The 21,061-nt window shown below is 35.8% G+C and carries 17 protein-coding genes; 12 read left to right on the forward strand and 5 right to left on the reverse strand.

The window, feature by feature from the left end; translation table 11 throughout:
* The first annotated feature begins 9 nt into the window (after window positions 1–9).
* The 7 genes from ACY2V1_RS08910 (at window position 10) to ACY2V1_RS08940 (ending at window position 8,260) form a co-directional block, all read left to right on the forward strand.
* Window positions 10–1,458 carry a two-component system sensor histidine kinase NtrB gene (locus tag ACY2V1_RS08910; protein WP_461834444.1) on the forward strand — a complete coding sequence of 483 codons (1,449 nt, stop codon included), beginning with the start codon at window positions 10–12 and terminating at the stop codon, window positions 1,456–1,458.
* 60 nt (window positions 1,459–1,518) lie between these two features.
* Window positions 1,519–3,000, forward strand: a complete 1,482-nt coding sequence (locus tag ACY2V1_RS08915) for an ATP-binding response regulator (protein ID WP_461834445.1) — start codon at window positions 1,519–1,521, stop codon at window positions 2,998–3,000.
* A gap of 429 nt (window positions 3,001–3,429) precedes the next feature.
* Window positions 3,430–4,104, forward strand: coding sequence for a methylenetetrahydrofolate reductase C-terminal domain-containing protein (locus ACY2V1_RS08920; RefSeq protein ID WP_461834446.1), 675 nt, complete (start codon window positions 3,430–3,432; stop codon window positions 4,102–4,104).
* A gap of 17 nt (window positions 4,105–4,121) precedes the next feature.
* Window positions 4,122–5,063 (forward strand): methylenetetrahydrofolate reductase, encoded by a 942-nt coding sequence (locus ACY2V1_RS08925; protein ID WP_461834447.1) that lies wholly within the window; start codon window positions 4,122–4,124, stop codon window positions 5,061–5,063.
* 22 nt (window positions 5,064–5,085) lie between these two features.
* Window positions 5,086–6,240, forward strand: a complete 1,155-nt coding sequence (locus tag ACY2V1_RS08930; protein ID WP_461834448.1) for an FAD-dependent oxidoreductase — start codon at window positions 5,086–5,088, stop codon at window positions 6,238–6,240.
* On the forward strand, window positions 6,237–7,838 hold the full coding sequence (locus ACY2V1_RS08935; protein WP_461834449.1) for a hydrogenase iron-sulfur subunit: 1,602 nt from the start codon (window positions 6,237–6,239) through the stop codon (window positions 7,836–7,838). The genes ACY2V1_RS08930 and ACY2V1_RS08935 overlap by 4 nt, the downstream gene beginning before the upstream one ends.
* Window positions 7,839–7,870: 32 nt before the next feature.
* Window positions 7,871–8,260: a response regulator transcription factor gene (locus ACY2V1_RS08940; RefSeq protein ID WP_461834450.1), complete on the forward strand. Its 390-nt coding sequence runs from the start codon at window positions 7,871–7,873 to the stop codon at window positions 8,258–8,260.
* 123 nt (window positions 8,261–8,383) lie between these two features.
* On the opposite strand, the gene ACY2V1_RS08945 is transcribed toward ACY2V1_RS08940, so the two are convergent.
* The 3 genes from ACY2V1_RS08945 to waaA all read right to left on the reverse strand — a co-directional run bounded on the left by ACY2V1_RS08945 (window position 8,384) and on the right by waaA (window position 13,341).
* On the reverse strand, window positions 8,384–10,999 hold the full coding sequence (locus ACY2V1_RS08945; RefSeq protein ID WP_461834451.1) for a cobyric acid synthase: 2,616 nt from the start codon (window positions 10,997–10,999) through the stop codon (window positions 8,384–8,386).
* A gap of 176 nt (window positions 11,000–11,175) precedes the next feature.
* A complete protein-coding gene (locus ACY2V1_RS08950) occupies window positions 11,176–12,060 on the reverse strand; it encodes a lysophospholipid acyltransferase family protein (RefSeq protein WP_461834452.1) in 885 nt (294 codons plus the stop codon).
* 9 nt (window positions 12,061–12,069) lie between these two features.
* Window positions 12,070–13,341, reverse strand: coding sequence for a lipid IV(A) 3-deoxy-D-manno-octulosonic acid transferase (waaA, locus tag ACY2V1_RS08955; RefSeq protein ID WP_461834453.1), 1,272 nt, complete (start codon window positions 13,339–13,341; stop codon window positions 12,070–12,072).
* 171 nt (window positions 13,342–13,512) lie between these two features.
* On the opposite strand from waaA, the gene aat reads away from it, so the two are divergent.
* Window positions 13,513–14,232, forward strand: a complete 720-nt coding sequence (aat, locus tag ACY2V1_RS08960) for a leucyl/phenylalanyl-tRNA--protein transferase (protein ID WP_461834454.1) — start codon at window positions 13,513–13,515, stop codon at window positions 14,230–14,232.
* A gap of 116 nt (window positions 14,233–14,348) precedes the next feature.
* On the opposite strand, the gene ACY2V1_RS08965 is transcribed toward aat, so the two are convergent.
* Window positions 14,349–14,780 (reverse strand): ACT domain-containing protein, encoded by a 432-nt coding sequence (locus ACY2V1_RS08965; RefSeq protein ID WP_461834455.1) that lies wholly within the window; start codon window positions 14,778–14,780, stop codon window positions 14,349–14,351.
* A gap of 186 nt (window positions 14,781–14,966) precedes the next feature.
* Entirely contained in the window at window positions 14,967–16,268 is a 1,302-nt protein-coding gene (locus tag ACY2V1_RS08970) for a phenylacetate--CoA ligase family protein (RefSeq protein WP_461834456.1), read from the reverse strand.
* A gap of 262 nt (window positions 16,269–16,530) precedes the next feature.
* Here ACY2V1_RS08970 and rsfS point away from each other — a divergent pair, with 262 nt between their 5' ends.
* Genes rsfS through ACY2V1_RS08990 form a run of 4 tightly spaced genes read left to right on the forward strand, consistent with a single transcriptional unit; the run spans window position 16,531 to window position 21,026 of the window.
* Window positions 16,531–16,911 carry a ribosome silencing factor gene (gene rsfS, locus ACY2V1_RS08975; protein WP_461834457.1) on the forward strand — a complete coding sequence of 127 codons (381 nt, stop codon included), beginning with the start codon at window positions 16,531–16,533 and terminating at the stop codon, window positions 16,909–16,911.
* Window positions 16,898–18,454, forward strand: a complete 1,557-nt coding sequence (gene gpmI, locus ACY2V1_RS08980) for a 2,3-bisphosphoglycerate-independent phosphoglycerate mutase (RefSeq protein ID WP_461834458.1) — start codon at window positions 16,898–16,900, stop codon at window positions 18,452–18,454. The genes rsfS and gpmI overlap by 14 nt, the downstream gene beginning before the upstream one ends.
* A gap of 3 nt (window positions 18,455–18,457) precedes the next feature.
* Window positions 18,458–18,697 carry a hypothetical protein gene (locus tag ACY2V1_RS08985; protein ID WP_461834459.1) on the forward strand — a complete coding sequence of 80 codons (240 nt, stop codon included), beginning with the start codon at window positions 18,458–18,460 and terminating at the stop codon, window positions 18,695–18,697.
* Between the two features lie 22 nt (window positions 18,698–18,719).
* Window positions 18,720–21,026 (forward strand): cysteine synthase, encoded by a 2,307-nt coding sequence (locus ACY2V1_RS08990; protein WP_461834460.1) that lies wholly within the window; start codon window positions 18,720–18,722, stop codon window positions 21,024–21,026.
* Window positions 21,027–21,061 lie beyond the last annotated feature (35 nt).

Below are 21,061 nucleotides of genomic sequence, written 5' to 3' on the forward strand. Positions count from 1 at the left end.
GGTAAAAAAATGATATCAGAAAAGGAAAGGGAATATTTAGTAGCAATAGTTAATTCTATTCCCAGGGAACTAGTAGTTATATCTCCTGAACTTAGAATTGTGGCAGCTAATGATTTTGCTAAAGATATTTATGGCAAAGATATGGTGGGGAAAAAATGTTATCAGGTTTATTATGGTATAGATAGACCTTGTTCTAAATGCAAAATAATACAACTACTCGATGGTGAAGAACAAAAAGATGGAAAGGACAGATTAAAACATCTTTATCTGGAGGAAGAAGTTACATTATTCCCTTTAGTTGGTACAGATTGCGATTTATGTATAGTAAAATTGGATTTCGACATAACAGAAATAGGAAAGCTTGAAAAGAAATTATATCTTTCTAATACGTTTTTACATAATCTAATATTAAGTGCAGTTGATGCAGTTATTGCTGCTGATAAAATGGGACGAATTTTTATTTTTAATGATGCTGCTTCAAAAATATTGGGTTATAAAAGGAAAGAGGCATTAAACTCCGTTGATATTAGAGATCTATATCCTGGAAATGGTGCAAGGGATGTTATGAAAAAACTCAGAAGTAAGGAATATGGAGGGCCTGGAAAATTAAAATCATACAGGGTGAATTTGGTTGCAAAAAATGGAGAAATTATTCCAGTTGAGCTAAATGCCTCTATTGTTTATGAAAATGGTGTAGAGGTTGCAACTATTGGATTTTTTAGGGACTTACGTGAAACCCTGAAGATGGAAAAAGAATTAGAAGAGACCAGGATGCAGCTCTATCAATCGTCAAAAATGGCAGCTATTGGAAATCTGGCAGCAGGTGTTGCCCACCAATTAAATAATCCGTTAAGTGGCATAATTCTTTTTAGTGAACTTTTATTAGAAGAAGATTTAGATGAGCACATAAAAGAAGATCTAATTAGGATACTTGAAAATGCCAGAAGGTGTAAAGATATAGTAAAAGAACTTTTGGAATTTTCACGACGCTCAAATAATAAAGATTATTTTGTGAATGTGAATAAGATCATTGATAGGACTATATTCTTGCTGGAAAAGCATCCCTTATTCAAGTCAATTGAAATAATTAAAGATTATACTGACAACATCCCAGAGATAAAAGGAGATCTCCAACAGTTAAATCACGTTGTTATGAATATTATCTGGAATGCAGCCCAGGCAATGGAAGGTAAAGGGGTCTTAAGCATTAAGACAAATTTTTTGAAAGATAAAAATACAATTAAGATCTTATTTTGTGATACTGGCCCAGGGATTCCCGAGGATATTTTACCCAATATCTTTGATCCATTTTTTTCAACAAAAAAACAGGGGGAAGGAGTTGGTCTCGGTCTAAGCATTGCTTATAGGATTATAGAAGGTCATGGGGGCAAAATATTTGCTTATAATAAAAAAGATGGTGGTGCATGTTTTGAAATAGATCTTCCTGTCTCGCAATAAAATACGTATAACCCTAAATTTAATCAAGAGATTTCTATTTAGATGTGGAGTAATTTTAAGATGGAGTCAATTAAAATTTTAGTAGTAGATGATGAAGAACATATAAGGATAGCGCTTAAAAGGATTTTAAAAAGACTTGATTGTGAAGTATATGTAGCAGAATCTGGTGAAGTTGCATTGGATATAATGAAAAATCAGACTATAGATCTGGTGTTACTAGACCTTAAGATGCCTGGAATAGATGGAATGGATGTATTAAAGATTATAAAACAAGAGTATCCTGAGACTATGGTAATTGTTATTACTGGTTTCGCCACATTAGAGATTGCTGTTGAATCAATGAAACAAGGGGCTTATGACTTTATACCAAAGCCCTTTGACAAAGAACATATATTACTTGTTGTTGGTAGGGCCATTGAGAACATAAGATTAAAGAGAGAAAAGGATAGATTAGATAAGGAAAAACAGGATGCACTTTTAGATTTAATTACTGAAAAAAGTAGATTAAAGACAATCTTAGAGGCACTTCCAAACGGCGTTCTGGTGACCAACAACAAAATGGAAGTGGTGCTTATAAATCCTACAATTAGAAAACATTTTAATATACCTGAGGATATAGAGCTTGGAAAAAATATATCTTCTTACATACAGGATCCTTCCATAATAAATTTTATTTCTACAGAGATGAATGAGTATGAAGGAGACTCAAAGGAATTTAAGGTCTCCGACGATTTATATCTACTTGTAAAAAAAAATAGTATCGTTGCCAAAAACCACAAATTCCTGGGGTATGTCATAATTTCAGTGGATATAACTCCATTAAAAAAATTGGATCAATTGAAGTCTGAGTTTGTGGCCAAAGTTTCTCACGAACTCAGGGGTAGCCTTTCTACAATTCATGAACAAATTGCAATGGTTTTGCAGGATCTTTTTGAAGATCCTGAATTTAAGGCTGATAAAAGGATATTGGAAAAGGCAAAGCAGAGGACCAGGGGACTTACTGAGCTCATAGAAAAACTTCTGGACCTATCTAGAATAGAGTCTGGAAAGGTCTATGTGGACATTAAAGAGATTTATATTGGAGAATTTTTGAGTTCCTTTTTTGAGGATTGGAAGGATCAGGCAAAGCTCAAAAACCAGAAGATAACCCTGGAATTAGATGTAAATGGAGATTTTAAGATAAAGGCCGATCCCAGGGCACTTAAGATCCTTTTTGATAATCTTGTTAACAATGCCATAAAATATACGCCTGAGAAAGGGGAAATATCCATTATTACAAAAAGAATGGATAATAAGGGAATAGTTGAGGTGAAAGACACAGGAATTGGAATTGATAAAGAAGAGTTAGATAAGATTTTTAATAGATTTTATAGAATAAGAAATGAACAGACAAAAGAAATTTCTGGGACTGGATTGGGTTTATCCATAGTAAGGGGCATAGTTGATGATTTAGGTGGCAAAATAGATGTTAGCAGCACTCCTGGCAAGGGCAGCACATTTAGAGTGATATTGCCTATCTTAAAGGATGGAGAAAGGAAATAAATCTCAACGCTTTTATATCCTTATTCCTCTAGTTTTTTACTTACCAAATATTTCGAATACTTAAAACCAGCCTCAAAACAGTTTTAGCACTAGTATAGTTCTTTACTTACCCAATATGTATTAATTTGTAAAATTTTTTGATAATTGTTTGATTTTGCTTATAGAAAATATTAAAAAGCCATAAAATTATTGGTTATCAAAGATATCTTTAAAGAGCTTTTAATGGGATATCAATTTTGGTTTTTTAAAAAATAAAATTGTCAAATACTAACTTAATACTTTAAAAAAAAAAATGTTTGTGTTATGTGTCACTATAAATTCATGAGGTAAGTATTGTTTATAATCTACTGAACTTCTTTAAAAAAATCAAATAGAGACAAGGATTGTTTGGTTATATTAATGTGTTATTCATAAACCAGGAGGGTAAAAATGATCGTTGGAACAAGGAAACCATTGGAAGAAATCAAGGCTATGATCTCTCCGTACAAAAAAGTCCTAATTGTAGGATGTGGAACATGTGTGGCAGTATGTTTGGTTGGTGGAGAAAAAGAGGTAGAGGTTTTGAAAAATGAATTGTCATTGGCCATGGGAGATAAGATCTCCTTTGATGGAATAACCTTGGAACGCCAATGCGACAAAGAATTTTTAGAACAAATAAAGGATGTGGCAGACCAGTATGACGCATTTTTGTCCATGGCGTGCGGAGCAGGGGTTCAGTTTTTATCAGAAGTGTATCCAGAAAAACCAGTATTTCCAGCAGTAAATACTACATTTATAGGGATTAATAGGGCCGTTGGATGGTATGAAGAAAGGTGTCGTGGATGTGGTAATTGTGTACTTGGTATTACTGGCGGAATATGTCCTGTTACTATGTGTGCCAAAAGTCTATTTAATGGACCATGTGGCGGCACTAATAAAGGAAAATGTGAAATAGATGAAAACCAACCATGTGCGTGGTACCAGATTTATGAAAGATTGGAAAAGCAAGGTAGACTTGATCAAATAATGGATGTGATCCCTGCCAATAATTGGGAAAATCAAAGGCCAAGGACAGTTATACAACCAGGGTATGAGAACCTATATGATACTTCTTCTTCAAAATAAAAATAGGAGGGATATTAATGTACAAGAGAAATATTGAAGAAAGCAGCAAATTGGAACGGGTGTTAAGGGAAGGACATTTTGCTTTTACTGCGGAACTCGGACCTCCTAGAGGAGCTAATATAGAAAAGGTAAAGAAAAAGGCGTCATATTTAAAGGGATATGTGGATGCAGTGAATATCACAGACAATCAGACCGCTATTGTAAGGATGTCAAGCTTAGTGACCTCTCTACTTTGCTTGGAAGAAGGATTAGAGCCTGTTTATCAAATGGTGTGTAGAGATAGAAATAGATTGGCTATGCAGTCTGATATATTAGGCGGATATGCAATGGGTATCCGAACTATTCTCTGTCTTTCAGGGGACCACCAAAAATTTGGAGATCATCCCCAGGCAAAGGGAGTGTATGACCTGGATTCTATGCAATTAGCAGCAATGGTAAAGAAAATGAGGGATGAGGGCAAATTTCAAGGAGGAGATGATATAGACGTTCCGCCTAAAAAAATATTTATAGGCGCTGCTGCCAATCCATTTGCTGAACCATATAATTGGAGGGTCTATAGACTTGCAAAAAAGATAAAAGCAGGGGTAGATTTTATACAGACCCAGTGCATATATAATATGGAGAGATTTAAGGAATGGTTAAAACGGGCCAATGATATGGGACTTACAGAAAAGGTATATATCCTCGCAGGGATCACGCCATTAAAGAGCGTTGGCATGGCTAGATACATGCAGAACAAGGTCCCAGGAATGGATGTTCCTGAAGAACTGATAAAACGACTTAAGGCTGCAGGAAAAGAAAAAGCTGCTGAAGAAGGAATTAAAATAGCCTGCGAACAAATAGAGGAGTTTAAAGAGTTAAAAGGAGTTGCTGGAGTCCATTTAATGGCCATAGAATGGGAACATAAGGTCCCTGAAATTGCTGAAAGGGCGGGTTTATTACCCCGACCAGAGGTCTAAAAACAAAGAGGAGAAGATAGATATGAACAAAAAAGTCATGGTCGTGGGAGGAGGTATTGCGGGCCTAAGTGCTGCCCTTGAACTTTCTCAAAAAAATATTCAAGTAGAACTTGTGGAAAAATCCTGTTTTTTAGGAGGAAAGGCCATTGGTTTTACCTGCAAGGCCACTGATAAATGTCAGCAATGCGGTGCCTGCCTCGTGGAAGAGGTCCTAAGGGATGTAGTAGGACAATCCAATATAAACATACATCTAAGAACAGAAATTGACAGTGTTGTAAAAAACGGAAAATTTAAGGTAAAACTAAAAAAATCAGATTCAATACCCAAAGAAGATAAGGTCCTTACAGGATTCTCAAAATACAATTCTCCTTACAAAGTGGTCATTGGTACTCCCCAAGACTCAAAGGACGGAGTTAATATAGACGAACTTGGGACCCAAGGAGAGTTAGATGTAGATGCCATTATAATTGCTACTGGTTTTACCCCATTTGATCCTACTGCCAGGGCTACATATGGATATGGAACATGGGAAAATGTTATTACTGCCCTGGAACTAGAAAACATGCTTAGAAGCGAAGTCAAAGTCATTAAACCATCTAATAAGCAAAGGGCGAAAAAGATAGGTTTCATTCAGTGTGTTGGAAGTAGAAATAAAGAGTTTAACAGTGTTTGGTGTTCTGAAGTGTGTTGTCCATATGCTTTGAGAATGGCTTCAATGATAAAATATAGATATCCTGATACAGAGATCTGGATATTTTTTATAGATATACAAAATGTAGGTAAGAATTACCTTTCCTTTCTTGAGCAAATAAACTCAGAAGTAAAGTTCGTCACTGCAACTCCAATTGATATATTCCCAGATAAAGAAGATAAGGTAAAAGTAGCATATAAAGATGACATAGAAGACAAGAGAAAATTAGAACCATTTGATTTAGTTGTTCTTTCTGTTGGCATTATGCCAAATGAGGACAATAAAGTGCTGTCAAAGATGATAAATATTGACCTATCAGAAGATGGTTTTTTCAGGGAAATAGATTTAATGGAACCAAATCTTACTTCCCAGGAAGGAATATTTTTGGCTGGAACTACTACAGGCCCCAAAGACATCTTGAATACAATATCTCATGCAAAGAGTGCAGTTTGTGAAACCCTGACTTATTTAGGAGGCAAAAAGTGATTGAAATAAACATAAATCCAGATGTCCTTGTAATAGGTGGCGGCATGGCAGGGATAATGGCTGCCCAAAGGATTAGAAAGCAAGGATATTCATTATCAATTTTAGATCAGGGACAGGGGTTTGAGCCAGATGCTTGTTATAAAATGGAATCATCCAGTTATTATTCACAGACAATAGAGGAACTAAAAAAGGATCTCAGTATCACATGGATAAAAGAAGCTCAGATATCTAAAGTAGAAGGTAGATATGGTGATTTTAAGGTATATTTCAAGTCAGGTACAAAAGTGGAAAAGAAAAACTTTGGAGCAGTTGTGATAGCAACCCCTTATAGTTACGTTCCTGTATTTGATGAATATGGTGTAGAGCCAGACCACAATATATTTTCTGTAAATCATCTATCAAAACTCCTATCGGAAAATAAAGCACCAAAAGGTACGTGTGTATTTCTTACCACATTTAAAGAAGAGACCAATCCTGTAAGTTTTAAAAATATTATTCTCAATGCTATAGAACTTGGAAACTCGGGTTCAAATGTGTATATCTTTGTCAAAAATGTAAAGGCTGCATCCCCAGGGCTTGAAAAACTCATTTTACATGCAAAAGAAAATGGAATAGTGATTATAAAATCAGACAAACCACCTCAACTAATTGTTGAAAACAAATGTCCCAATGTGATATTTTATGACCCCTTAATTAAAAAAGATATTCAAATCTCTGCTGATTACGTGATTATAGAAGACAAGATAATCCCCAATGAAAAAAATCAGGAAATTTCTGATTTATTTGGGATACATACTGATTCAAATGGTTTTTTACAGACAAATAATGTAAGGAGAATTCCGGTCTTCACCAATAGAAAAGGAATATTTGTAGTTGGATCCGCTGCTGGTATTAAACCGCTGCCTTATATCCTAACGGATGCCATAGATGCAAGCTGCGAGATTCAAGGACTGATTAAAGGTGGTGGGAAGGTAGAGATAGAGGAGACCATCTCAATAGACCAGGAAAAATGTGTAAGGTGCTTGACCTGTTATAGGGTATGTCCACATGGAGCAATATATTGGGATGTAGACAGAGTGGCTATATCTTCTTTAGTATGTGAAGGATGCGGCATATGCAGCGCAGAATGTCCTATGAATGCTATTCAAATAAAGGAATATTCTGATGATAAGATAAAAGGTCAGTTAAAAGATATATTAAAATCTAAAGGAGATGGACCTACTATTATAGGTTTTTGTTGTAAAAATTCAGCGTTTGAGGCAGTAAAGGGGGCAAAAGATCTGGGAATTGATTTACCAGAGGGTCTTAAAGTTATAAAGGTCCCATGCGCTGGAAAGATAGACGTTGACTATGTATTAGATGCCCTAGTTAAGGGAGCAGATGGAGTTATAATTGGGGCATGTTACAAAGACAACTGTAAATCTGAAAAAGGCAATATCTTTGCAGGTTATAGAATAGAAAATTTAAAAAAATCCTTGGCCCAGATAGGAATAAATCCTAATAGAGTGGAACTCCTCCATGTAGCCTCTAATATGCCCAGGGAATTTTGTCTAAAACTAAAGGAGATAACTGAAAAAATTGTAGATATAACTAGTTAAAAAATTTAGGTCCATTAATAGAAGGAGTAGTTATGGGGAAAAGAATAATTTTAGTGGATGATGATCAAGACTTTTGTGAAATCCTTAAATCAAGACTGGAAAAAGAGGGATTTACAGTAGAAGTTGCTTATGATGGAGAACAAGGACTTGAAAAAGTGAGATCAAACCCACCAGATCTCTTGATCCTGGACGTGATGATGCCCAAAAAATCGGGATTAGAGGTATGTAAAGAATTAAAAGCAGATTCTGCTTATAACGAAATTCCCATAATAATGCTAACAGCAGTAGCTGAACACATAGGAGAAACTACATATACCCAATATGATGCAATGGGTATGGAGGCAGAAGATTATATCCCCAAAGGGCCAGATTGTACTGAAAAAGTAGTTAAAAGTGTCCTCGAGATAATTTCAAAGGATTGATTTAGAGTTTTACATTAAAGAGGGGGCAATAACCCCCTCTTTTTTTAATAGGCAACGTAAATTATAGAGTGACTCCCTTTTTTTGTCTTATTAAATTGAGGTCAAAATTTTAGGGACTATGGATTATTTTTCTATAAATTTAAAAATCTTCTCCATGTCTAAACTATTTTTTAATACCTCTGCGAGTTGGTTCAACCCTTGTTCAACACTGTAGTTAGTCTGTGGAGTTTTTAGAGGGGATAGACCCTTACTTATCCTGATCTCATCAATAAGCCATCGTCTAAAAACATCATCATCAAATATTCCATGAAGATAACTTCCCCATATCTTAAGGTCCTTTGTTCCGTATCCAATCTCATCACCCCTCTTATTTTTTACAACACACACAGTGTCCTCGGGATTTGTACAAAAGGTCCTTCCATGGTGAATTTCATAGCCTGTTAGGCTTAAATTTGATGGGATGTGCACAGCATGTGTCTGGATCAATGTCTTTTCTCTATCTAATTCAGTTATAATAGGTATAAAAGCCAATCCATCTGTATGAACTTTAGATGACTCAATATTATATGGATCGCTGATTTTCTCTCCAATTATCTGAAATCCACCGCAAATACCAATGAGCTGTGTATTTTTATTATCTATAATATATTTAATGGTTTCAGCTATTGAAGATTTTTTTAAATATTCATTATCTTTAATTACATTTTTACTGCCCGGAATAATAATTAAATCAAACTGCTCCTTTAACAAATCAGACTTAGTTTTTATTATAGTTATTGATACATCTGGCTCAGACAAAAATGGATCCAGGTCTGTAAAATTTGAGATATGGGGTAAATCAATACATGCTATTTTAACAGGAGCATTTGATTTTTTTTGGATTTTATCCCACCCCATTTTAAAAGATACAGAATCTTCCTCTGGAAGACCTAAATTTTTAATGTATGGGACTATTCCCAAAAAAGGTTTGCCTGTATATTTTTCTATAACATCAATTGCAGGATCTAACAAGGATGCATCTCCCCTAAATTTATTAATAATAAATCCCTTAATTAAATCCTGCTCCCATTTATCAAGTAGATCCATTGTTCCAATAAAAGAAGCAAATACCCCTCCCCTATCTATATCTCCCACTAAAAATGTATTTGCCCTTGCATATTTTGCCATTTGCATATTAGTAATATCGTGTGGCTTTAGATTTATCTCAGCAGGACTACCAGCCCCTTCTAAGACTATAACATCAAATTCTGATGCAATAGAATCATATGTTTGCCTTACTACATCTAAAAGTTTCCTTTTATATTCAAAATAATCCTTAACTTCCATATTCGCTACAGGCCTTCCCAATACAATTACCTGAGAGCCAGTATCAGTAGATGGTTTTAACAACACAGGATTCATCCTCACATCAGGGTCTAATCTACATGCCTGGGCCTGCAACACCTGGGCCCTGCCCATCTCACCACCATCCTTAGTAACATAGGAGTTTAACGACATATTTTGGGCCTTAAATGGGGCAACTTTAAAACCCTCATTATATAATATCCTGCAAAGACCTGCAGCTAAAATGGATTTTCCAGCATTTGAAGATGTTCCAACAAACATAATAGCAGGGGTCTTTGTTGATGAATATGGCCCAACAGGATAATAAGTTTTCTCTTTCTTTGTTTCACCATGTAAAAATATTTCTTTTAAACACTCTAATAAATATAAATTTTCTTCCTTACTTTTTACTGCAATCCTGAAAAACCTGTTGTTTAATCCCCTATAATTGGAACAATCCCTAATTACAATCTTTTTCTCTAGCAGGGTCTTCTTTAAAAAAGAAACATCTATATCTTGAGATGTAACTTTTACTAAAATAAAATTCACATCAGATTCAAATGCACATAGTCCAGGTATTTGTTTTAATTCATTAAAAACGAATTTTTTTTGCTCAAATACATATTTTCTACTTTGATAAATATAATCCTTTTCTTGAAAAATATTTATACCTATTCTATATGCAATGGAATTTACTGACCATGGAGGCAAATATTGCTTCATCTTTGCTATTATAGACTCATCTGCTATCATAAGTCCCAGTCTGATCCCAGGAATAGAAAAAAATTTTGTAAGGGACAAAAGCACAATTACATTTTTGGGACGGTTTATATACATCCTGTCAAGTCCATCCACAAAATCTGCAAATGCCTCATCAATTACAAAAATTGAATCAGGATGGGAAATTGCTATCTCTCTTATTGACTTAGGATCAAATACCTTTCCAGTTGGATTATTTGGCTGGCCTATAAACACAATGGATGGAATATCTAAAAAAGAAGACAGTTCCTTAAAATCCAGTTCAAATTTATCTTCTTCTTTAAGATAAAAAAAATCAATATCTAGTCCATTTAATATACATACCTTTTCATAATCTACATATGAAGGAACAACTATTACCGCCTTTTTTTTATCCACTATTTTTGGGATAATATATAAAAGTTCAGTGGAACCATTTCCAAATACAATTTGTTTCTCACTAACCCCATAAAAACCTGTGGCGGCATTAATCAATTCAGCAGGAGGTGTTTCTGGATAGTGAACAATATAGTGTACAGATTCCCTAATTGCCCTAATTACCGATGCTGGAGGTCCAAGGGGGTTAATATTGGCTGAAAAATCAATAAGTTCATCTGCAGATACTCCTCTTTCCCTTGCAATTGAATATAGATTTCCCCCATGTTGAAACTTCTTCACAACAACTCCTTTTAAAAATCTCTTTTTTGAGCCTGTAACATTATTTGTGTAAATTTTAATGAGTGATCTGTGATCAGTGTCTGTGATCTGTTGTCCACTCCCACTGACCACTCACACTGATCACTAATCTCTCCTTATTTATCACCTTCAACACCCTGGGATATATACAGTTTTTGTTATATACTCTTTTTTGGCTTGGTTCTCCACCTGTTGTGTATCCAATACCATTGCTCTGGATATTTTAAGACCATCTCCTCAACTGCCTTTGTATAAAATTGACAAATAATTTTCACTTTTTCTTTTAAATTTCCATTACATTGGCGGGTATCGAGATAAGGCAAAAAATAGAGTTTGTAGCCTTTTTCCCCACCCCTTATAAGAAACACAGGAAGCACTACTGCCCTGTTTCTCACTGCCATTAGTGCTGGTCCAAAATTAACCGCTGCAATCTCTCCTAAAAAGGGCAGAAATACTGCCTTTCTCCAGCCACAATTGTGGTCAACTAAAAAGGCACTCATCCCATTTCTTTTCAAAACCTTTGCAATACGAGGAGCGGAATTGTCCCTTGGGACTATCTCATGTTTGTATTTTCCCCTGAACCTCTTTACAATCTCACTTATCACTGGATCATCTGGCTCTCTAATAACTATCTGCGTTGGAATATCTTGAAACAACACGGCCATGATTCCAGACAATAGTTCCCATGAACCAAGATGTGCTGTTACTGCAACTACTGGCCTATTTAATGATTTGACTTTTTTCAAAATAGACTCATTTTTTACTTCCACAAGATCATTCACAAATCGATAGTCCACCTTTAAATTGTAAAAGATCTCCACAAAGGCCCGTCCAGTATGGAGAAAATTCATCCTGGCAAGATATGTTGCATCTTTTCTATTAATCTTAAGGTGGTTTTCTATGCTTGTTATTGCCCTTTTTCTTCTGGAAGGCACAAAGATCCACATCAATGTGCCAACTGTTTTTCCCAGAGATGATATTTGTCTTAAACTGAGTTTTGATAGAAATTGCACCAATATCTCAAAAAAAATCTCTTTAAACATAAACCAACCTTATATCCTCTTATCTAAAATAGAACTAACCACATCCATAGTCTTTGATAGGGCACCTTTATTTTTATCCAAAACCTTTTTGGCATTGTTTCTTATATTGGTTCTAATATCTTTATTTTCTAAAAGATTTAAAATTTCCTTTTCCAATTCAAATTTATCTTTAGCTACAACTATTGCATTATTCTTCTTAAATACATCTATAATTTCCTGGAAATTAAAATAATTCGGACCAATAACAACAGGGACACCAATAGATGCTGGTTCTAAGACATTGTGACCACCTATTTTTTCTAAAGAACCTCCAACAAATGCCACATCTGACATCGCATAATACATCATCATCTCTCCCATGGAATCACCAAGATAAACATCAAAATTCCCTTCTGGAACCAAACTATATGATCTCCTATGCGCATTAAAACCATAGGACTTACATAAATCATAAACTAAATTAAACCTCTCTGGATGTCTTGGAACCAATATCAGTTTTAATTTATCATTCTTTTTTATAAGATTAGAATATATATCAAGCAGTGTTTTTTCTTCTTCTCCGTGGGTTGATGCACCTATAAGGATTTTATATTTTCTAAAATATTTTTCTTTTAATTCTTTTCCAGATTTAATCTTATCCTCTGGAACTGGAATATCAAACTTTATATTACCAAAAACTCTGACTTTTTTTTCAGGCGCTCCAATATCTATAAATCTTTTTGCATATTCTTCATTTTGTACCAAGATATAACTACATTTATTTAGAATTTTAGACATGAAAAATTTAATCCTCAGATAATTCTTATAAGACGAAGGAGATATCCTTCCATTTGCTATAACAATGGGGACATTATTTTTATACAAATTACAAAATAAATTTGGCCATATTTCTGTCTCCATTACAATAAAACACACTGGATTAACATGGTCAATAAATTTTGTCACAAATTTGTTTACATCATATGGTAGGTAAGAATGATACATATTGGGCCTTAAATTTTTTTGCACAATGTTAGACCCTGTTGGAGTGGTTGTGGTAATTACAATTGGAATTTCAGGAAATTTTTCCCTTAATTTAAAACAAATGGGCAAAGCTGCTTGAACCTCACCAACAGATACTGCATGAAGCCAAATTGATCTTTTCAGTTGTGGGAACTTAACCACGCCAAATCGCTCATAAATCCTTTCTCTGTAGCTGGGAAGTTTAAAACTCTTGTAAATTATCCGCCCCACAGCAAAGGGCAAAGTTCCATACGCAAGCAAATTATAGAAAAAATTCATAATTACTCCCCTCTTACTCTTCCAATTGGGAGATAGTTTATTCAAAAAAATTGGTCAAGCTTATAAAACCCAAATCATCAACCCACTCTGATCAATTTTATTTAAGCCATCCTCAACCTTGATTTTATTTAACAAAAGGAATAAATTCTCGTCTATATAAAGAGGTAGCAAATGGTAATATATTCACTGCCACCAGAACCAATTTTTCCAGATCCACTAATTGATGATGTAGATGATATTGTGGCAATTGGGGGAGACCTTAGTCCTGACAGACTGATTGTGGCATATAAAAATGGTATCTTCCCATGGTATGATGAACACTCTCCCATCTTGTGGTGGTCTCCTGATCCCAGACTTATATTAAAACCAGAAGATCTGCATGTATCCAGAAGATTAAAAAGAATCATAAAACAGAAAAAATTTACCATTACAATAAACCATGCATTTGAAGAAGTAATAAATTTTTGCAGCAAAATAAAAAGAAAAGATACTGAAGGAACCTGGCTGGTACCTGAAATGATTGATGCCTATATAACCTTACATAAAATTGGCTATTGTCACTCAGTTGAGGCTTGGTATGATGGTAAATTGGCTGGGGGTTTATATGGGGTGTCTATGGGCAGGGTATTTTTTGGGGAATCTATGTTTTACAGGGAATCCAATGCATCCAAAGTGGCCTTTGTGTGGCTAACCTTGATGCTAAAAAATGCCAATTTCAAATTCATTGATTGTCAACAGGTAACATCTCACCTCATGAGATTTGGTGCAAAACCAATTAACAGGAGAATATTCTTAACAGAATTAAAAAAGGCCCTGTGGCTAAGTCCCCCTCAAGGCCTATGGAATCCCAGGATCTTATCTGACAGCGTTCATTTAATTGAGAACTTGTAATCTTAAAGGGAGATCTCTTATAGATCTCCCTATTGGTTTATAGGGACCATTTCACATTGAGCATCAAGAAAAATAATCCCCCAAAAAACATTAAATCGCTTAATCATATCCATGGATTATATTTTATATAACTCCTCTCCAGATAGTACTTTGATATTTGCCTTTTTCAACACTTCAATCGCCTGATCTGTTCTGTCAAATCTAAATATAAGTACTGCATTTTTCATAGATTGCTGAACAAAGGCATACATATATTCAACATTAATATTCTCTTTACTCAAGACATCCAGCACTTCATGTAGTCCCCCAGGCTCATCTTTTACTTCCACTGCTACTACAGTAGTCCTTCCCACAGTAAATCCGTATTTTTTCAATGTTTCTTTGGCCTTTTCTGTATCAGATACTATTATTCTCAAAATGCCAAAATCTGAAGTATCAGCCAGAGCCAATGCCCTGATATTTACTTTTGCCTCTGCAAGGGCCCTTGTTACATCGCAAAGCCTCCCTGCCCTGTTTTCCAAAAAAATTGATAATTGTTCCAACTTCATAACACTTGCCTCCTTTATATTGGTGATTCGTTATTCGTAATTGGTGATTCGTTATTGGTGCTTGTAGGGGCGGATTCCATATCCGCCCCTTCCACATCCAATTCCCATTTCACGATCCACCAATCACAATTCCCATTTCACAAATCCCAATTCCCAATTCACGAATCACGATTTACGAGTCACAAATCACGAATCACGTAAATCTATTATCCTCTTAGCCTTTCCTTCTGACCTCATTATTGACTTTGGCTCCACAAGTTTGACCTTTGTGGTTACACCTAAAAATTCTTTGATGTTTTTCTGTATTTTTGCCTCTAATTGCTGGAGATTCTTGATTTTATCAGAAAAAATATTCTCATCTACTTCTACCTGAACCTCTAAGGTATCCATTGAATTTTCCCGTCTCAAGATGAGTTGATAGTGGGGTGTTAGCCCTTCTGTCTCCAGTAAAATTGATTCTATCTGAGATGGGAACACATTGACTCCCCTGATAATTAACATGTCGTCTGAACGTCCTAACACCTTGTTCATTCTAATATGTGTCCTACCACATTTACATGGAACAGGATTTAAAGAGGTAAGGTCCCTGGTTCTATATCTAATTAAAGGCTGGGCCTCCTTTGTTAAGGTGGTTATAACCAATTCCCCCTTTTCTCCATAAGGCAAAGGTTCCTTTGTATCTGGATCAATTATCTCCACAAGAAAATGGTCTTCCCAGATATGTAGACCTGACTGGGCAGCTCTACATTCCATTGCAACACCAGGCCCCATTATCTCAGACAAACCATAAATATCCAAAGCCTTTAAATGTAGCTTGGACTCTATCTCACGTCTCATCTCCTCTGTCCATGGTTCTGCCCCAAATACTCCTGTATGCAGAGAAAGGTCTTTAAAATCTACGCCAGCAGCCTCAGCTACATCGTATAGATGAAGGGCATAGGATGGTGTACAACAAATAACCGTTGCCTTGAAATCATTAAGAAGCATTATCTGTCTCTTGGTGCCACCACCAGATACAGGCACAATGGTTGCTCCAATTTTTTCTGCACCATAATGTGCTCCAAGTCCCCCTGTAAATAGCCCATACCCATATGCATTGTGGATAATATCACGCCTGGTTACTCCAGCAGCCATAAGTGACCTACCCATTAGTTCTGCCCAATTATTAACATCTCTCTGGGTGTATCCAACCACCGTGGACTTTCCAGTGGTTCCAGAAGATGCGTGAATCCTCACCACATTTTCCTTTGGCACAGCAAAAAGGCCAAAGGGATAATTATTCCTCAAATCCTGTTTTTCTGTAAATGGTAAATACTTGATATCTGATAATGATTTAATATGTTCGGGTTTTACCCCAAGTTCATCAAATTTCTTCTTATAAAAGGGGACATTGTGATAAACCTTTTCAACCACATATTTAAGGCGTTTTAGTTGAAGGGCCTCTAAATCTTCCCTTGGCAGGGTCTCTTTTTCCACATCATACATCATGATAAATCTCCTCCTAAAAAGAATATTTTTGACTATTACCTATAAACAGACTATAAACATATTTAAATGAATGAGGGGATTTGTCTGTTTTTACTAAGTCACATAAAAACAAAAATGTCAAAAAGAAAAAATATACGCAGATTATCTGTTAATATTTGAATTTAGTCAAGGGAATAACAGATTGTGAACTATTTATCTACGTAACCCTAGGATGGTAAAAAATTCAACCAGATAGCAACATAAGGGGGCATTAAACATTATTATGCTAAACAAAAACAATATTGAGGATAAAGTAGAAAATATAGCCAACTGGCTTTTAGAAAAAAAGGCAAAGGACGTGGTTTCCATTGATATTTCTGAGTTCGGCTCTATTACAGATGTAATAATAATTGCATCCAGTGTAAACACAAGACACAATCAGGCCCTTGCGGACTTTGTTCTGGAAAAGGTCTCAGAGAACAAATGGGAATATCTGGGCATGGAAGGATACAAGGCTGGAAATTGGATTTTAATTGATCTCAACGAGATCATAGTCCACTTATTTTTAGAAGAAATCAGAGAATTTTATAATATAGAGGGGTTATGGAGGGGAGCAAAAATGACCTCTTTTAAATCTAAGGAGATGGCCCATGAAGAATTTTAAGCCAACTATTTTACTTATTTTAGATGGATGGGGACAAGGGGTCCCTGACCCGAAAATAAACGCAGTTTTTAAAGCAAATACACCAAACCTTGATTATCTGCTAACTAATTTTCCCTGGGCCAAATTAACGGCATCAGGTGAGGCGGTAGGCCTTCCAAAGGGACAGATGGGAAACTCAGAAGTGGGCCATTTAAATATTGGGGCAGGAAGAATCGTATATCAGGATATTGTGAGAATAGACAAATCTATTGAAGATGGAACTTTTTTTAAAAATAAGACCCTATGTAGTCTAATAGAAAAGGTAAAGAGAAATAATTCCAGCCTGCATCTACTGGGACTTGTCTCAGATGGAGGGGTCCACAGCCATGAAAACCACATATATGCATTGCTTGAGCTTGCAAAGAAAAAAAATCTCTCCAGGGTCTATATTCACTGTTTTTTGGATGGTCGAGATACACCTCCTACATCAGGTGCAAAATACATAAAAAAACTCCAGGACAAAATAAAAGAACTAGGAGTTGGAACTATAGCCTCGGTTATAGGAAGATATTATGCAATGGATAGGGACAAAAGGTGGGAGCGGACAAAACTCGCCTATGATATGCTGGTAATGGGCAAGGGAGAAAAGATTTCAGATCCATACAGGGCAGTTTTGTCAGATTATGACAAGGGAAAGACAGATGAATTTATTGAACCAAAGGTGGTTGTTGAAAAAAGTGGTAATCCGGTGGGACTCATCAAAGATGGCGATGGAGTATTTTTCTTTAACTTCAGGGCAGACAGGGCAAGACAGCTTACTGTTAGTTTATTTAAAGATGATTTTGACGAATTTGAAAGAAAGATTGTGCCAAAAATATGTGAAATGGCCACAATGACCCAATATGAGAAGGATTTTCCCTTACCAGTTGCATTTGAACCAGAAATCCTAAAAAACATCATGGGTGAAGTTTGTTCTAAATTAGGGCTAAAACAACTCAGGATCGCTGAAACTGAAAAATATGCCCATGTAACATATTTTTTTAACGGAGGAAGGGAAGAACCCTTTAATGGCGAAGACAGAAAGCTTATCCCCTCCCCAAAAGAAGTGGCCACATATGATCAAAAGCCAGAGATGAGCGTATTTGAAGTTACAGAAGAGTTGGAAAAAAGATGGTTAACCAAGGGATATGACTTTGTTGTGTGTAATTTTGCAAACCTGGATATGGTTGGGCATACAGGAAATTTTGATGCTGCAGTAAAGGCGTGTGAAGCAGTGGACCAATGTGTGGGGCGTGTTATGAAAATGGTAGAAAAAAGGGATGGTAGGCTTTTTGTTACTGCAGACCATGGAAATGCAGATGAAATGGTGGATAAAAATGGTGGGCCACACACGGCCCACAGCACAAATCCTGTTGCTTTTGTCTGGTATGAAAGAGAAAAAAAAATCCCCTTGTTAAAAAAACAGGGCAAATTAGGGGATATAGCCCCAACTATTTTGCACTCATGGGGAGTAGAAATACCAGATGAAATGAGTGGTGATATTTTAATTGTCAACGAGGGATAAAACATGGAGAGAAAAAGACCCCTTGAACCAATTAAACCAGAAGGAATGGAAATTATTCTTTATTATCCATGTCCATTTTGTTCTAGAAAGGTCCCAGTTGTTGCCCCATTAGAACCAACAGTGATCAGGTGTGATGCGTGTAATAAACAATTTCCAATAGTGCCCTCAGACGATAAGACTATTAAATTTTTAAAGACCATCTTAGACAATGGTAGGGCTGCAATTGCACCAGATTTTCTATAAGAGGTATGGAGGTTATACATATATGCCAGCTCAAAATGTATTAGATCTTATTGGAAACACCCCATTAGTTGAAATAAAGAGACTAAACCCAAATCCAAGGGTCAAAATATACGCAAAAATAGAATCAGTAAATCCTGGTGGCTCTATTAAAGATAGGGTTGCCTTGGCAATGATAAAAAGGGCAGAACAGCGAGGAGAGATCTCAAAGGATAAAATTATTATTGAAGCCACCTCTGGAAATACTGGAATTGGCCTTGCCATGGTCTGTGCAGTCAAGGGATATAAACTTATGCTTCTAATGCCTGAGTCAGCATCAGAAGAAAGAAAAAGGATAATGCGGGCCTATGGGGCTGATATATATCTAACCCCCGGTCATCTATCAACTGACGGGGCTATTGAAGAAGCATACAAACTTGCTAGAGAACAAAGTGACAAATATGTGCTTATGGATCAATTTAACAACCCAGCCTCAATTGATGCCCATTATTTTGGGACAGGAGTAGAAATATGGGAGCAGACAAAGGGAGAGGTAACCCATGTTGTTTGTGCTTTGGGAACATCTGGCACGGCAATGGGAATATCAAAGAGACTAAAAGAATTAAACCCATCAATTCAAATAATTGCAATTGAGCCATATGCAGGTCATTCTATCCAGGGTCTTAAAAACATGCAGGCATCTTATCCCCCTGGAATATTTGATAGACATAGACTGGATAAAATAATCAACATAGACGATGACACAGCATTTGAATATACAAGAAAATTAGCTAAACAAGAAGGCATATTTGCTGGCATGAGTTCTGGAGCAGCCCTGGCTGGAGCAGTTCAGGTTGCTAAAACATTGGATAAAGGCTGCATAGTAGTAATCTTCCCTGATGGTGGCGAGAGATATTTATCCACTTCCCTCTTTGTCCCCCCTAAAAAGCAAGGGGTCTTTATATTTAATTTGAATTCCAGAAAAAAAGATTTGCTTTCTTTTGATAAGCAGCCTTGTTTCTTTACCTTTGGACCTTCAGCTGAGTACTTACAGAACATTGAAGCCTTCAGGCGCATACTGTTCTTGGATGTACTTGGTGGGTATTTTAAATTCAAAGGATGTGATGTAAAAAAAATCGTAGGCATTGCTGATTTTGATGATCAGGCAATCTGTCAGGCTGAACAAATGGGTATAACCCTTTCAGACTTTTCAGACTTTTTTTTAAACACCTTAAATGAATATAGCAAAAAACTACTTATAAACAATGTAGAATTTAAATCAGCATATAGAGAATCATCAATGATGATAGATATAACACAAAAAATCCTTGATAAAGGAAAAGGATATGAAAAATTAAGGTCTGTTTATTATGATATATCAAGGGATAGGGAATACGGAAGTCTCGTTGGGGCTGATTTAGACAAGATATATGTGGGTAAGACTGTTGAACTGGAAAATTATGCCAAAGATAATCCAAGGGACTTCACCATCTTAAAAAGGGCATCTCTAAAAGACTTAAAAAGGGGTGATTTTTTAAAAACAAGATGGGGGAATGTAAGGCCAAGCTGGTATCTCCAGATGGCTGCATCTGTAGGTAGAGAAAAAACCATTGACCTTGTTGTAGGTGGAAGTACCCATTATTTCCCACACATGGAGAACTTAAAATCAATATGGAAATTTGGCCTTAATCTCTCTCCCAAAATCTGGACCATTGTGGCTGAAGTTAAATCCGAGGATATAAGGGCAAAATTAGACGACATATTAAAGGTGGTCTCTCCCCACACCCTAAGGATGTATTTACTTTCCCAATCCTACCACAAATCCCTCTGTTTAAGCATGGATTCTCTTAGTATGTGGCAAAAAAATCAAGAAAGGGTCCAGCAATGTGCCATTAATGTAATGACTGTGATGGGAGATGGAGGCCAAATAAAAAAAGAACTAAAACAGATATTGTATGATTTAAAAAAGTCCTTTTCTAAAATGATAGAAGATGATTTCAAGATCTATAAATTTTGGCCAGTTCTTTTTGATTTCTGCAAAAAAATTAACAATATGTTCTTTAAGAAGGAACTAACTCCAGCAGAAGGGACCCTTATCTGGGAGAAACTACAGGATATAGCAAGCATATTAAAGATAATTGATGAATCAAAACTACCTTTAAAACAACAAAAACTGCCATCTGATATAAGAGATGTCTTAAAAAAAAGAGAAGAATACAAGGCAAAAAGAAATTTTCAAAGGGCAGATGAATTAAGACAAAGCCTCAAAGAAAAAGGTTATATTGTAGAAGACACCCCATATGGACAGAGGATATTTACTCTGAATACAAGGGTGTATGGGTATAAGGGTTAACCCCAATAAACTCAATAAACCCATGAACCTGGAAC

Source organism: Desulfothermus sp. (genome assembly GCF_053993635.1).

What these genes read in the sequence shown, in the direction of transcription:
- rsfS (WP_461834457.1), top strand. Translation starts at nt 16,531, where the DNA reads ATGCTAAACAAAAACAATATTGAGGATAAAGTAGAAAATATAGCCAAC.
- ACY2V1_RS08910 (WP_461834444.1), top strand. Translation starts at nt 10, where the DNA reads ATGATATCAGAAAAGGAAAGGGAATATTTAGTAGCAATAGTTAATTCT.
- ACY2V1_RS08940 (WP_461834450.1), top strand. Translation starts at nt 7,871, where the DNA reads ATGGGGAAAAGAATAATTTTAGTGGATGATGATCAAGACTTTTGTGAA.
- ACY2V1_RS08970 (WP_461834456.1), bottom strand. Translation starts at nt 16,268, where the DNA reads ATGATGTATGATGTGGAAAAAGAGACCCTGCCAAGGGAAGATTTAGAG.
- ACY2V1_RS08915 (WP_461834445.1), top strand. Translation starts at nt 1,519, where the DNA reads ATGGAGTCAATTAAAATTTTAGTAGTAGATGATGAAGAACATATAAGG.
- ACY2V1_RS08920 (WP_461834446.1), top strand. Translation starts at nt 3,430, where the DNA reads ATGATCGTTGGAACAAGGAAACCATTGGAAGAAATCAAGGCTATGATC.
- gpmI (WP_461834458.1), top strand. Translation starts at nt 16,898, where the DNA reads ATGAAGAATTTTAAGCCAACTATTTTACTTATTTTAGATGGATGGGGA.
- ACY2V1_RS08985 (WP_461834459.1), top strand. Translation starts at nt 18,458, where the DNA reads ATGGAGAGAAAAAGACCCCTTGAACCAATTAAACCAGAAGGAATGGAA.
- ACY2V1_RS08950 (WP_461834452.1), bottom strand. Translation starts at nt 12,060, where the DNA reads ATGTTTAAAGAGATTTTTTTTGAGATATTGGTGCAATTTCTATCAAAA.
- ACY2V1_RS08930 (WP_461834448.1), top strand. Translation starts at nt 5,086, where the DNA reads ATGAACAAAAAAGTCATGGTCGTGGGAGGAGGTATTGCGGGCCTAAGT.
- ACY2V1_RS08965 (WP_461834455.1), bottom strand. Translation starts at nt 14,780, where the DNA reads ATGAAGTTGGAACAATTATCAATTTTTTTGGAAAACAGGGCAGGGAGG.
- waaA (WP_461834453.1), bottom strand. Translation starts at nt 13,341, where the DNA reads ATGAATTTTTTCTATAATTTGCTTGCGTATGGAACTTTGCCCTTTGCT.
- ACY2V1_RS08925 (WP_461834447.1), top strand. Translation starts at nt 4,122, where the DNA reads ATGTACAAGAGAAATATTGAAGAAAGCAGCAAATTGGAACGGGTGTTA.
- ACY2V1_RS08990 (WP_461834460.1), top strand. Translation starts at nt 18,720, where the DNA reads ATGCCAGCTCAAAATGTATTAGATCTTATTGGAAACACCCCATTAGTT.
- aat (WP_461834454.1), top strand. Translation starts at nt 13,513, where the DNA reads ATGGTAATATATTCACTGCCACCAGAACCAATTTTTCCAGATCCACTA.